Source organism: uncultured Reyranella sp., from assembly GCF_945957355.1.
GTDB lineage: Bacteria > Pseudomonadota > Alphaproteobacteria > Reyranellales > Reyranellaceae > Reyranella.
Genome location: NZ_CAMFKM010000001.1, coordinates 606056 through 618786, shown reverse-complemented (window position 1 = coordinate 618786; position 12731 = coordinate 606056). Strand labels below are relative to the sequence as shown.

Sequence of the window (12731 nt, the reverse complement as noted above, 5' to 3'; positions counted from 1 at the left end):
TCCAGGTCTCCTTCTCGGGCGCCGCCGGCGTGGTCGCCGCATCGGGCGTGCCCTGGGCCGTCTGCTGATCCTGCGTGACCGTGACGGTCTGCGGATTTGGTGTGCCCTGTGCATAGGCGGCGCTCGTTGCACAGATCGTAATCAGCGCGGTAGCGAATACAGCGGTTTTTTTAAGCAACACGACCACCCCCAAAGACTTATGACTTGTTTCCGCCCCAATTCCTGCAAACGGCGTGCCAAGGGTCGATGCAATTTGTTGTGGTTGGATTTGGCACGACCCTTGCTGGCGTCGATTTGAACTTTGGGGGCGGGCGTGCCGCCCGTTGGAGGACAGGCGCAAATGAAAATGATCGTGGCAATCTTCAAGCCCTTCAAGCTGGACGAGGTCAGGGACGCCCTGACGTCGCTCGGCATCCAGGGATTGACCGTAAGTGAAGTGAAGGGGTTCGGCCGGCAGAAAGGCCAGACCGAAATCTATCGCGGCGCGGAGTACGCCGTGAGCTTCCTGCCGAAGGTAAAGATCGAGGTCGTGATCGACGAGACCATGGTCGAGCGCGCGGTCGAGACCATCCGCAAGGCGGCGGGCACCGGCAAGATCGGCGACGGCAAGGTGTTCGTCCTGCCGGTCGAGCAGGCGATCCGCATCCGCACCGGCGAGTCCGGCATCGAAGCGCTGTGATCCGACACCACAATCAACTCGAGAACCAGGGGACAACGATGAAGTTCAAGACCAACTCGGTGCTGGCCGGCGCGGGGGCGGCCGCCGTGCTGCTCCTGCCGGCGCTGGCGCTGGCCCAGGCTGCCGCGCCGGCCGCCGCTCCGGCGGCTGCAGCCGCAGCGCCCAAGCTCGATACCGGCGACACGGCGTGGATGCTGACCTCGACGGCGCTCGTGCTGATGATGACCATTCCCGGCCTCGCGCTGTTCTACGGCGGCATGGTCCGCAAGAAGAACGTGCTGTCGACGGTGATGCAGAGCTTCGCCATCACCTGCATGATCTCCGTGCTCTGGCTGATCGTCGGCTACAGCCTGGCCTTCACGCCGGGCAGCTCGATCGTCGGCGGCCTCAGCCGCCTCTTCATGGCGGGCCTGACGCTCGATGGCGTGCATGACCTCGCCAAGACGATCCCCGAGACCGTCTTCATGACCTTCCAGCTCACCTTCGCCATCATCACGCCGGCCCTGATCGCCGGCGCCTTCGCCGAACGCATGAAGTTCTCGGCGATGATGTGGTTCATGGCGCTGTGGTCGCTGATCGTCTACGCGCCGATCGCGCACTGGGTGTGGGGCGGTGGCTTCCTCGGCGACTGGGGCGTTCTCGACTATGCCGGCGGCACCGTCGTGCACATCAATGCCGGTGTCGCGGGCCTCGTCTGCGCCCTCGTCCTCGGCAAGCGCAAGGGCTTCGGCACCGAGAACATGGCGCCGTTCAACCTCGTCTACTCGGTGATCGGTGCGGCCCTCCTGTGGGTCGGCTGGTTCGGCTTCAACGCCGGCTCCGCCGTCGGCGCCAGCCCCAACGCCGGCATGGCGATGGCGGTGACGCAGTTCGCCACGGCCGCGGCGGCCATGTCCTGGATGTTCGCGGAGTGGGTGACGCGCGGCAAGCCGTCGGTCCTCGGCATCATCTCGGGCGCCGTCGCCGGCCTCGTCGCGATCACCCCGGCTTCGGGCTTCGTGACCCCGATGGGGGCGCTGGCCATCGGCATCGTCGCCGGCCTGGTCTGCTTCTGGGGCGCCACCGGTCTCAAGAAGGCGATGGGCTACGACGACTCGCTCGACGCGTTCGGCGTGCACGGCATCGGCGGCTTCGTCGGCGCCATCCTGACCGGCGTGTTTGCCGTGGAAGTGATCGGCGGCGAGGGCAAGAAGGGACTGATCGACGGTAATGCCGGCCAGGTCCTGACGCAGCTCTGGGGCTCGCTGGTCTGCATCGCCTGGTGCGCGGTCGCGACCTTCATCATCCTCAAGATCGTCGATGCCCTGATCGGGCTGCGCGTGACGACCGAAGAGGAAGTCGAGGGTCTCGACATCAACCTGCACGGCGAGACGATCCACTAGGACGTCTCCTCCTCCTCGAGATCGGGAACCCCTCTCTCCTCCTGGTTCCCTCTCATCCGCCGCACCGTGTCGCGGCGGACCCTCGGGCCCGGCGAGCCTCTCGCCGGGCCCTCTTTCTGTCCGGCGTTTGACGCCGCGAACGCGAAGCGCCAGTCTGTCTGCGACAGCTGGAAACGCAGAGGGGAATGCAGATGAAGCTCGTGTCCGCCATCATCAAACCGTTCAAGCTCGACGAGGTGCGCGATGCGCTGACCGGCGTCGGCGTGTCGGGTCTGACGGTGAGCGAGGTCAAGGGCTTCGGCCGCCAGAAGGGCCAGACCGAAATCTATCGCGGCGCCGAGTATCTCGTGAGCTTCCTGCCCAAGGTGAAGATCGAGATCGTGGTCGACGACGGCCAGGTCGAGCGCGCCGTGGAGGCCATCCAGAAGGCGGCACACACCGGCAAGATCGGCGACGGCAAGATCTTCGTCACGCCGGTCGAGCAGGCCGTGCGCATCCGCACCGGCGAGTCGGGCTCCAACGCTCTGTAGACAATCGAACGCAGGAAGTAACGACAAGACACGACGACAATAATCAAGACAAGGCTCGGGGGAGACAATGAACAAGACGGCCCGGCGCTTCGGCGCTCTTCTGGCGTGCCCGATGGCCTTCGCTCCGGCGGCCTGGGCCGCGGACAAGCCGCAGATCGATACCGGCGACACCGCGTGGCTGCTGATGGCCACGGTCCTGGTGCTGATGATGAATATCCCGGGCCTGGCTCTCTTCTATGCAGGTATGGTGCGAAAGAAGAACGTGCTGGCGACGTCGGTCCAGGCCTTCGCCGTGGCAGCTCTGGTCACGATCCTCTGGTTCGCGGTCGGCTATTCGCTGTCCTTTACCGAGGGCGGCGGGCTGAACGCGGCGATCGGCTCGCTCTCGCGTGCCTTCGGCAAGGGCCTGCTGGGGAGCGTCCACGAGCTGGCCAGGACGGTGCCGGAGAACGTCTTCCTGATGTATCAGGCGACGTTCGCGGTGATCACCCCGGCCATCATCGCCGGCGCCTTTGCCGAGCGCATGAAGTTCTCGGCGATGATGTGGTTCATGGGCCTGTGGCTGCTGTTCGTCTACGTGCCCGTGGCGCATTGGGTGTGGGGCGGCGGCTTCCTCGGCGCGGCAGGTGTGCTGGATTTCGCAGGCGGACTCGTCGTCCACCTCAATGCCGGCATTGCGGCGCTGGTTTGCTGCGTGGTGATCGGCCGGCGGCACGGCTACGGCCACGAGTACATGGCGCCGCACAATCTCGTGCTGACGCTGATCGGCACCTCGCTGCTGTGGGTCGGCTGGTTCGGTTTCAACGCCGGCTCGGCCCTCGCCTCCGGCGAGCTGGCAGGCAGCGCGATGCTGAACACGCACATCGCGGCGTCGGTCGCGGCTCTGGTCTGGATGACCATAGAATGGGCAACACGTGGCAAGCCGTCGGTGCTGGGCATTCTGACCGGCGCCGTTGCGGGCCTCGGCATGATCACGCCAGCCGCAGGCTATGTGGAGCCGTGGGCCGCGCTGGTGATCGGCGTCATCGCCGGCTCGGTCTGCTACTGGGCATCGATCGTCCTGAAGAACAAGCTGGGCTACGACGACTCGCTCGACGCGTTCGGCGTCCACGGCGTCGGCGGCATCGTGGGCTCGATCCTGGTGGGCGTCTTCGCCACCCGCACGATCAACGACGTGGCCAAGGGCCAGCCAGTCGGCCTCGTCGACGGCAATGGCGGGCAGATCCTGACGCAGCTCTATGGCGTGGTCGTCATCGGTCTGTTCAGCGCCGTGGTCACGTGGGTGATCCTCAAGATACTCGATGCGACAATCGGGCTCAGGGTCACTCAGGACGAGGAAGTCGAAGGTCTCGACACCGCGCTCCACGGGGAGCGCGTCCAGTAGCGTGGCGGCGACTACTGCTTGTGGTAGGGGAGGGAAGCCTTCCAATCCCTTCCAGTGCGTGAAGAAACAAGCCTATTCCTTTGTTGTGATTGGCAAATTTGTTCCATAGAATGTGGCCATAGGCTGGTCGCCATCGGCCGGCACCGTGGCTTTTTCTTGGCCGGTTTGGCCCATTGGGAACGAGAATGTTCAATCCGCGCCTGACAGAGACGCTGACCGATTTCCCATTCGCGCGGCTGAACTCGCTGATCGCTCCCATCACGCCGCCGGCGCATCTGTCGATGATCAACATGTCGGTGGGTGAACCGCAGGGGGCGATGCCCGCCTTCGCCCGGCAGATCGTGATGGACGAAGTGGACGGCTGGAATCGCTATCCGCCCAACCAGGGCCTGCCCGACCTCAACCTCGCGATCTGCGAATGGCTGACACGGCGATACAAGCTGCCCCAGGGCCTGCTCGATCCGAACGTGCACGTCCACCCGACGGCCGGCAGCAAGGAAGGCGTCTACATCATCTCGACGGTGGCGACGCCGCAGGAGAAAGGCGGCGCCAAGCCGATCGTCGCGCTCCCCAATCCCTTCTACCAGGCCTATCTCGGCGGCGCCGTCCTTTCGGGCGGCGAGCCGCTGCTCGTGAACGCCGAGGCGTCGAACGGCTTCCTGCCGGACTATGAGAGCCTCGACGAGGCGACGTGGAAGCGCTTGTCGGTCGTCTATCTCTGCTCGCCGGCCAATCCGCAGGGTGCGATCGCCAGCAAGGAATACCTGCAGAAACTGCTGCGGCTCTGCCGCAAGTACGACGCCGTGCTGGCCGTCGACGAGTGCTATGCGGAGATCTACACCGGCGCCCCGCCGCCGGGTGCGCTCGAGGCCGCGCTCGAGATCGACGAGACCGGGCTCAAGGATCCGTTCCGCAATCTCGCGGTCTTCCATTCGCTGTCGAAGCGCTCGAACGCCGCGGGCCTGCGCTCGGGCTTCATGGCCGGCGATCCCAAGCTCGTCGCAATGGTGCTGCGCTGGCGCAGCTATGGTGGCCCGCAGATTCCGTTCGCCGTCCAGAAGGCGTCGGCCGCGCTGTGGCGCGAGGAGACGCACCCGGTCCAGACGCGCGAATGGTACGTGAAGAACTTTCGGGTCGCCGAGCAGATCCTGCACAACCGCTTCTCGTACTATACGCCGGGCGGTGGATTCTTCCTGTGGCTCGACGTCGGCGACGGCGAGGAGGCCACGCGCAAGCTGTGGGGCCAGGCGCACGTCAAGGTGCTGCCGGGTGCCTATGCCTGCCGCGAGACCAACGGCGTCAACATTTCCCAACGCTACATCCGCGTGGCGCTGGTGCACGACGAGAAGACCACACGCGAGGGGCTCCAGCGCCTCGCGGCAGTTCTATAGGGAGCGCAATCGCGCATGGCCATGCTGAGCGTCTCTTCAGCGTTGCAGCCCCGGACCTCCATCCTGCCGGAGGGCGGGCGCGACTTCCTGCGCCGCCGCATGATGGAGATCGTGGGCGTGGCGACCGCAGGCTTCGGCCTCGCGCTGATGATGGCGCTGTTCACCTACAACCCCGGCGATCCCTCGCTCAACCACGCCACGGCACGGGCGCCCAACAACCTGCTCGGCCTGCCCGGCGCCTACCTCTCGGACCTGCTGCTGCAGACCTTTGGCCTCGCCATCATCCTGGCTCCGGTCGCCTTCATCACCTGGGGCGTGCGCATGGTGCGCACCCACCATCTCGGCTTCTTCGGCCTGCGTCTGTCGCTGCTCCTGCTGGCGCTGCTGATGATGAGTGTGGCGTGCGTGGGCCTGGGCGACGTGGGAACGGCGGCCACCCATGCCGGGCCCGGCGGCCTCGTCGGCCTCGCCCTGGTCGGCCGCTTCCGCGAGCTGGTGCTCACCCATTCGAGCGGCGGCGCGCTGACCTTCATCGAGCCGGGTGCGGCCGCGCTCGCCTTCATCGCGATGGCCCCAGCGCTCGGCATGAACCGCACGGACCTGCCGCTGATCTTCCGCATCCTGCGCGCGCCCTTCCTGGGGGTCGTGTGGGGCATGCGCGCAGCCGTGGATCTGTGGCGCGGCAAGCCGCAGGCGACCGAGGAGGAGAGCGAGCCGCCAGCGCCCCACATCGGCTATGCCGAGATTCCGGGGGAGATCGACGCCAGCCAGTACGACCCGGCGCGCTTCGAGAATCGCTACGAGCAGATTCCCGAGGAAGGCACGGCGATGCCGGCACGCGAGTCGCTGATGGTCGATGCGCCCTACGCGCCGATCGAGCGCCCGGCCGACGACATCCCGGAAGCGCCCGATGGACATCGCTTGCATTCGCCGGTGCTGGACGAGGCCGCGCCGGCCCGCTTGCAGGAGCGCACGTTCCTGAGCCGCCTCGCCGGAGGCCTGCGGATCGAACCCTTCATGCGCCGCTCGGCGCCTGCTTCCGCGCCCGCCGCGGAACGGATCGAACCGGGCTTCGGACACCATGACGTCGCGCCGCCGCCGACGCAGTACCGGCAGCCCGTCGACGACGCGGAATTCGAGGTGGCGCCGGTCGCCGCCCCGCCGCCACGGCCGCCGGTCGCCGAGGACCGGTTCGACGAGCCGGCGGACGACCAGGTCGACGACAATCCCTTCACGCCCGACAATGCGCTCGACGTCGAGCAGCCGGTCGCGGCGCCGGCTCCGCCCGCGGTCAAGATCGTTCCACGGAAGTCGTCGGCAGCGCAGGGCAAGCGCGCGGCCAAGGCCGGCCAGCGCGAACTCGATCTCGGGGCCGAGTACCAGCTGCCGCCGCTCGACATCCTGTCGCTGCCCTCGCGGGTCAACGCCCAGCCCAAGATCGACGAGGAGGCGCTGGAGCAGAATGCGCGCCTGCTCGAGACGGTGCTCGACGATTTCGGCGTCAAGGGACAGATCGTGAAGGTGCGGCCCGGTCCGGTCGTCACGCTTTACGAACTCGAGCCCGCGCCCGGCACAAAGTCGAGCCGCGTCATCGGTCTGGCCGACGACATCGCCCGCTCGATGAGTGCGGTATCGGCGCGTGTCGCCACGGTGCCCGGCCGCAACGTCATCGGCATCGAACTGCCCAACGCCAGGCGCGAGACGGTGTTCCTGCGCGAGCTGCTGTCGACCAAGCACTACGAGGATGGCCGCCTCGCCCTGCCGCTGGCTCTGGGCAAGGACATCGGCGGCGATCCGGTCATCGCCGACCTCGCCCGCATGCCGCACCTGCTGATCGGCGGCACCACCGGCTCGGGCAAGTCGGTGGCGGTCAACACGATGATCCTGTCGCTGCTCTACCGGCTGCCGCCGGAGAAGTGCCGCTTCATCATGATCGACCCTAAGATGCTGGAACTCAGCGTCTACCAGGACATTCCCCATCTCCTGACGCCCGTCGTCACGGAGCCGCGCAAGGCCATCGTCGCGCTGAAGTGGGTGGTGCGCGAGATGGAGGACCGCTATCGCGCCATGAGTGCGGTCGCCGTCCGCAACATCGCCGGCTACAACGAGAAGCTGGCCGAGACGGCGCGCAAAGGCGGGGTGCTGACCCGCAAGGTCCAGACCGGCATCGATCCCGAGACGCGCAAGCCGACTTTCGAAGACGAAGAGATGGACCTGACGCCGCTGCCCTTCATCGTCGTCATCATCGACGAGATGGCCGACCTGATGCTGGTCGCGGGCAAGGAGATCGAGGCCACCGTGCAGCGCCTCGCGCAGATGGCACGCGCCGCCGGCATCCATGTGGTGATGGCGACGCAGCGGCCGTCGGTCGACGTCATCACCGGCACCATCAAGGCCAACTTCCCGACCCGCATCTCCTTCCAGGTGACGTCCAAGATCGACAGCCGCACCATCCTGGGCGAGCAGGGGGGCGAGCAGCTGTTGGGCCAGGGCGACATGCTGTACATGGCCGGCGGCGGCAAAATCGCCCGCGTCCATGGCCCGTTCGTCAGCGACGGCGAGGTCGAGGAGGTGGTTCGCCACCTGCGGGCCCAGGGTGCGCCGGCCTATATCGAGTCGGTCACCGACGATCCCGACGGGGAGGGCACGGGGGCCGGGTTGCCGGGCGATGCCGAGGAGGGCGAGAGCGATCAGCTCTACGACCAAGCCATTGCCCTGGTCGCGCGCGAGCGCAAGTGCAGCACGTCTTTCATCCAGCGTTACCTCCAGATCGGCTATAACAGGGCCGCCCGCATCGTCGAGCGCATGGAGCGCGAAGGCGTGGTCAGTGCCGCGAACCATGTCGGCAAGCGCGAGGTCCTGGCCCGCGACATCGACGACCGGGAACGCTAAACCCCTGAGACCGGGGCGAACGAGGAACGATGAGCGAGCAAGCCCCGCCTGGATCCGCCTCCAGGCCCCCCGTTGCGGGAGGCCCCGCCGCCACGGCGTCGGTCCGCCGCCGGCGACGCCTTCCCCTGGTCTGGATCGTTCCCATCCTGACGGCCCTGATCGCCGGCTGGCTCGCGTGGGACACCTTCTCCAAGCGCGGCCCCACCATCACGGTCTCCTTCGACTCGGCTTCCGGCCTGACGGCCGGCCAGTCGCAGCTCAAGTATCGCAACGTCGTCATGGGAACGGTCAAGACCATCACCATCCCGCCCGACCTGTCGAAGGTGCTGGTGACGATCGAGACGGTGAAGGAAGCCGAGCCCCTGCTCACCGACAAGACGATCTTCTGGGTGGTGAAGCCGCAGCTCTTCGCCGGCAATATCTCCGGCCTCGAAACCATCCTGTCCGGCTCCTACATCGGCATGCGGCCCTCGACCGATCGCGGCGTGGCAAAGCGCGAGTTCGTCGGCCAGGAGGATCCGCCGATCCTGCAGGCGTCGGTCAAGGGCACCACGTTCAGGCTCGATACGAACCGGCTGGGCTCGATCAGCCTCGGCGCCCCGATCTTCTTCCGCGACATCGAGGTCGGCACCGTGCTGGGCTGGGATCTCCACGACCTTGCCAGCCGCGTCGCCATCCATGCCTTCGTCCGCGCGCCGTTCGACCGCTACGTGCGCAACGACTCCAATTTTTGGAACGCCTCGGGCCTGTCGGTCTCGCTCGGCGCCAATGGCATCAACATCCAGATGGAATCGCTGCGCGCCATCCTGCTGGGCGGCATCGCCTTCGACACGGCGCACGATTCGACCGCCCCGATCAGCCCGCAGGGACAGCGCTTCAAGCTATACGCCAATATCGAGGAGGCCAAGTCGGCGGGCTTCGGCCAGCAGATCAAGCTGATCTCATATTTCCCGGGCTCCGTCGCCGGGGTGACGGAAGGCGCGGAGGTCAGGTTCCACGGCCTCAAGATCGGCGAGGTCACCCGCGTCGGGCTGGTCTATGACCCAAAGACCGACCGCGTCGTCGCGCCGGTCCATTACCGGGTCGAGGCGGGCAGGGTCAGCAACCTTGCCAAGGCGCAAGGAATGGAGCCGATCAACGTCGCCGAGGAGATGATCAAGCGTGGACTGCGAGCGACGCTGCAGGCGCCGAGCCTGATCAGTCCGCAGAAGATCATATCGCTGGAGGTCGTGCCCGGTGCCACGCCGGGCGAACTCACCGAGGAAGGCGGTCACTATGTCATTCCCGCCGCCGAGGTCGGTGGCTTCGACAGCATCACCGCGTCGGCCAGCGAGCTCCTGAGCAAGATCAACCGTATCGACTTCGACAAGATCGGCAACAGCCTGGTCGGCGCGTCCGTCGGCATCGACCAGTTGGTGAACGGACCGCAGATCAAGGCGACCCTGGCGGCTCTCGAGAAGGCGATGGTCGAGGTGCAGGACATCGCCCGGAAGATCGACGTCGAAGGAACGCCGGCTCTGAAACGCCTGCCCGACATCGCGCTGCAGCTGCAGGAGGCGATCACCAAGGCCAATCGTTTGATCGGCTCCGTCGACAAGGGCTATGGCGATACCTCGAAGTTCCATCGTGATCTCGACCGCCTGATGCCGCAACTCACTGACGCCGCGCGTTCCATCCGCGCCCTGGCCGACCTGCTGTCGCGTCACCCCGAGGCCCTGATCAAGGGCCGCACCAACACGGGCAAGGAATGACCAATACTCGCCGCCTCGGCCGCCGGCATTTCGGCCTCCTCGCCGTTCCGCTGCTCGCGGCGCCCGTCCTCCAGGCCTGCGGCGCCTCCCCGGAACCGGTCCTCTACACGCTGGCGGTGCGGCCGGGTCCGGTGCTGACCCGTGGCCCGCGGATCGTGCAGGTGCGCGACATCGGCCTGCCGGGCTATCTCGACCGCAAGGAAATCGTCCGCTCGACCGAGGACTTCAAGCTCGACGTGCGCTCCAACGCCTGGTGGGGCGAGCCGATGGGCGGGATGCTGTCGCGCACCATCGTCCTCGAACTGTCGCAGCGCCTGCCGGGCAGCCAAGTCTACAGCGAAGCCGGTTCGATCACGATGGACCCGTACGCCGCCGTCGGCATCGACATCCAGCGCTTCGACGCCGACAAGGCCGGCAACGTCGTCCTGCTGGCGCAGGTCGCGATCCAGTTCAACCGGCCGACCCGCACGGCGGCGCGTAATTTCTCGATCACCCGGCCCGTGCCGACGCCGGATACGCCGGGCCATGTCGCCGCCATGAGCGACGCGCTCGGCGAGCTGTCGGACGGCATCGCCACCCTGCTGCAGTAGCGCCATGTTGCGTGCCTTCGCCGTACGACGCGACCCAGGGCCTCCGGTGACGCCGCCGCAACTCCGCGAATGTCACGGCTGTGGCCTGTTCCAGGTCGTGCCGGCAATGGCGGCCAACATGCGATCCGACTGCCAGCGCTGCGGCACGCCGCTCCGGGCCACGCGTGCCGATCCGACGGGGCATTGCCTCGCGCTCACCTTCGCGTCGCTGGTGCTGTTCGCGATCCTGTGGCTCGCCATGCTGATGAAGGTCTCGACCGCCGGCATCGTGCACGAGACCACGCTGCTCTCCGGACCTGCCGAGCTGGTGCGCCATGGCTTGTGGCCTCTCGCCATCGCCGTCGCCTTCACGACCGCGGCGGCGCCGTTCATCAAGTTTGCCGGCACGCTCTATGTTCTGATCGGCTTGCGGCTGCCGACCCTGCCGCCCAACCTGCGCGGCGTCTTCCTGATCTCCCGTCGCATGGGCACCTGGGCGATGCTCGAGGTGCTGCTGCTGGGCGTGTTCGTCGCCTACACGAAGCTGGGCGACCTGGTGACGATCCACCTCGGACCGGCCGTCTATGCGCTGGGCATCCTCACCATCGTGATCGTGTGGGCCGAGCTGGCGCTCGATCCGCAGGCCGTGTGGGAGGAGATCGAGCGCCGCGGCCAGACGCATGCGCCGATGCCGCCGGCCGCGCCGCTGGAGTACCGGCCGGGCGCGGCAGGGTGCGAGGAGTGCCATCTGGTCTGCGTGCCGGCGGAGCATGACGGCCGCTGTCCACGCTGTGGGGCGCGCGTGCACGAGCGCAAGCCCGACAGTCTCAATCGCACGCTCGCTTTGGTGATGGCCGGCATCATCCTCTACATCCCGGCCAACATCTATCCTGTGCTGACCGTCATCCAGCTCGGCTCCGGCGAGCCCAGCACCATCATGGGCGGGGTCGAGGAGCTTGTTTCGTCCAGGATGTATCCGCTGGCGCTGCTGGTCTTCTTCGCCAGCGTGCTGGTGCCGCTGTTCAAGCTGGTCGGTCTCGTCAGCATGATCGGCGCGACCTCGCTCAGCGGCACGGCGGAGAAGGCCGGCCTCCTGCTGCGCCAGCGCACGAAGCTCTACTGGATCGTCGCCTGGATCGGCCGCTGGTCGATGGTCGACATCTTCATGGAATCGCTGCTGGGGGCGCTGGTCCAGTTCGGCCGCGCGGTCACGATCGATCCCGGCATGGGGGCGCTCGCCTTCTGCGCCGTGGTGATCGTCACCATCTTCGCGGCCGAGGCGTTCGATCCGCGCCTGATGTGGGACGCCGCCGCGCGCAATCCGCACCGGCAGGCCCTGCCCTCCGCAGCCAGCAGAAGCGGCGGCAGGGCCGCGATCGTCAATTCAGGCTGAAGGCGAGGTTCAGCTTGATATTGTGCTCGTTGCGGAAGCCGTTGGGCGTCCGGATCGTGTCGAGTTCGTACCCGAGCGATCCCTTGACCCAGGAGGTGAGCTGCCGGCCGAAGCCGATGTAGGCACGATTCTGCGCGAAGCCTGAGATCCTTGCCGGCCTGTCGGTGCTGACGTTGATGAACGCTTCGTCGGACAAAGCGAGCTCCCAGGGCGACCGCCAGAGCGGAATTCGCACGCCGGCCAGGGCTCGGGTGCGGACCAGCAGCCTGCCATCGTCGAAGAACAGCTCCTCCCAGCGCAGCCGCCCGGCAAACGGAAGCCCGTCGATGCGGGTACGGTAGAGGATGTCCTGGAAGGGACCACGCGACTGACGGGCACCTTGAAGGTAGCGGGTGAATTGCACGTAGCCCGCCGCGAGCGCCCAGTTGGGTGAGAGGATGTATTCGAAGCCAGGCCGGACCTGCAACGATCGTAGGCGGGTCATGTTCTGGTCGAAGCGAAACTGGGCGTCGAGATGGAACGACCATCTCCCGTCGATCTGATACTCGAGCCCGACCATGGGCGTTTCCCAGACGTTACCGCTTTGCGTCTGCGCAGCCGCGCGCTGCTGTTGGCGCCGCTGCGCCTGCGCGGACGTCGAGACGAGACAAAGGACCGTCAGCAGGACGGCGAGGCGCAGGGCGGGATTCGACACTTCGCCGACGATATCCATGCCGCCAGGGTGGGGCAATCGAGGCGCGATTCTTGCTGGGCCTCCGCC

11 protein-coding genes are annotated in these 12731 nt (G+C 66.8%); 9 read left to right on the top strand and 2 right to left on the bottom strand.

The window, feature by feature from the left end; translation table 11 throughout:
* A partial coding sequence (locus Q0Q48_RS03030; RefSeq protein WP_295133722.1) for a hypothetical protein occupies positions 1-187 on the bottom strand: 187 nt, incomplete at its 3' end.
* Between the two features lie 153 nt (positions 188-340).
* On the opposite strand from Q0Q48_RS03030, the gene Q0Q48_RS03025 reads away from it, so the two are divergent.
* The 9 genes from Q0Q48_RS03025 to Q0Q48_RS02985 all read left to right on the top strand — a co-directional run bounded on the left by Q0Q48_RS03025 (position 341) and on the right by Q0Q48_RS02985 (position 11971).
* Positions 341-679 (top strand): P-II family nitrogen regulator, encoded by a 339-nt coding sequence (locus tag Q0Q48_RS03025; protein ID WP_295133716.1) that lies wholly within the window; start codon positions 341-343, stop codon positions 677-679.
* Positions 680-870: 191 nt separating this feature from the next.
* The gene (locus tag Q0Q48_RS03020; protein WP_295133773.1) at positions 871-2061 is read left to right on the top strand and encodes an ammonium transporter; all 1191 of its coding nucleotides are present in this window, start codon (positions 871-873) and stop codon (positions 2059-2061) included.
* 191 nt (positions 2062-2252) lie between these two features.
* Entirely contained in the window at positions 2253-2591 is a 339-nt protein-coding gene (locus Q0Q48_RS03015) for a P-II family nitrogen regulator (RefSeq protein WP_295133713.1), read from the top strand.
* Between the two features lie 67 nt (positions 2592-2658).
* Positions 2659-3975: an ammonium transporter gene (locus Q0Q48_RS03010; protein ID WP_295133708.1), complete on the top strand. Its 1317-nt coding sequence runs from the start codon at positions 2659-2661 to the stop codon at positions 3973-3975.
* A gap of 185 nt (positions 3976-4160) precedes the next feature.
* Positions 4161-5366: an aminotransferase class I/II-fold pyridoxal phosphate-dependent enzyme gene (locus Q0Q48_RS03005; protein WP_295133705.1), complete on the top strand. Its 1206-nt coding sequence runs from the start codon at positions 4161-4163 to the stop codon at positions 5364-5366.
* Positions 5367-5381: 15 nt separating this feature from the next.
* Entirely contained in the window at positions 5382-8258 is a 2877-nt protein-coding gene (locus tag Q0Q48_RS03000; RefSeq protein WP_295133702.1) for a DNA translocase FtsK, read from the top strand.
* Positions 8259-8287: 29 nt separating this feature from the next.
* Entirely contained in the window at positions 8288-10009 is a 1722-nt protein-coding gene (locus Q0Q48_RS02995; RefSeq protein WP_295133699.1) for an MlaD family protein, read from the top strand.
* Positions 10006-10599: a membrane integrity-associated transporter subunit PqiC gene (locus Q0Q48_RS02990; RefSeq protein WP_295133696.1), complete on the top strand. Its 594-nt coding sequence runs from the start codon at positions 10006-10008 to the stop codon at positions 10597-10599. The genes Q0Q48_RS02995 and Q0Q48_RS02990 overlap by 4 nt, the downstream gene beginning before the upstream one ends.
* 4 nt (positions 10600-10603) lie before the next feature.
* Complete coding sequence (locus tag Q0Q48_RS02985; protein ID WP_295133693.1) at positions 10604-11971, top strand: paraquat-inducible protein A; 1368 nt, start codon at positions 10604-10606, stop codon at positions 11969-11971.
* Here the strand turns inward: Q0Q48_RS02985 and Q0Q48_RS02980 are convergent.
* Complete coding sequence (locus Q0Q48_RS02980; protein WP_295133690.1) at positions 11958-12683, bottom strand: DUF2490 domain-containing protein; 726 nt, start codon at positions 12681-12683, stop codon at positions 11958-11960. The genes Q0Q48_RS02985 and Q0Q48_RS02980 overlap by 14 nt on opposite strands.
* Positions 12684-12731: the final 48 nt, after the last annotated feature.

What these genes read in the sequence shown, in the direction of transcription:
- Q0Q48_RS03020 (WP_295133773.1), top strand. Translation starts at nt 871, where the DNA reads ATGCTGACCTCGACGGCGCTCGTGCTGATGATGACCATTCCCGGCCTC.
- Q0Q48_RS02980 (WP_295133690.1), bottom strand. Translation starts at nt 12,683, where the DNA reads ATGGATATCGTCGGCGAAGTGTCGAATCCCGCCCTGCGCCTCGCCGTC.
- Q0Q48_RS02985 (WP_295133693.1), top strand. Translation starts at nt 10,604, where the DNA reads ATGTTGCGTGCCTTCGCCGTACGACGCGACCCAGGGCCTCCGGTGACG.
- Q0Q48_RS03000 (WP_295133702.1), top strand. Translation starts at nt 5,382, where the DNA reads ATGGCCATGCTGAGCGTCTCTTCAGCGTTGCAGCCCCGGACCTCCATC.
- Q0Q48_RS03005 (WP_295133705.1), top strand. Translation starts at nt 4,161, where the DNA reads ATGTTCAATCCGCGCCTGACAGAGACGCTGACCGATTTCCCATTCGCG.
- Q0Q48_RS03015 (WP_295133713.1), top strand. Translation starts at nt 2,253, where the DNA reads ATGAAGCTCGTGTCCGCCATCATCAAACCGTTCAAGCTCGACGAGGTG.
- Q0Q48_RS02995 (WP_295133699.1), top strand. Translation starts at nt 8,288, where the DNA reads ATGAGCGAGCAAGCCCCGCCTGGATCCGCCTCCAGGCCCCCCGTTGCG.
- Q0Q48_RS03025 (WP_295133716.1), top strand. Translation starts at nt 341, where the DNA reads ATGAAAATGATCGTGGCAATCTTCAAGCCCTTCAAGCTGGACGAGGTC.
- Q0Q48_RS02990 (WP_295133696.1), top strand. Translation starts at nt 10,006, where the DNA reads ATGACCAATACTCGCCGCCTCGGCCGCCGGCATTTCGGCCTCCTCGCC.
- Q0Q48_RS03010 (WP_295133708.1), top strand. Translation starts at nt 2,659, where the DNA reads ATGAACAAGACGGCCCGGCGCTTCGGCGCTCTTCTGGCGTGCCCGATG.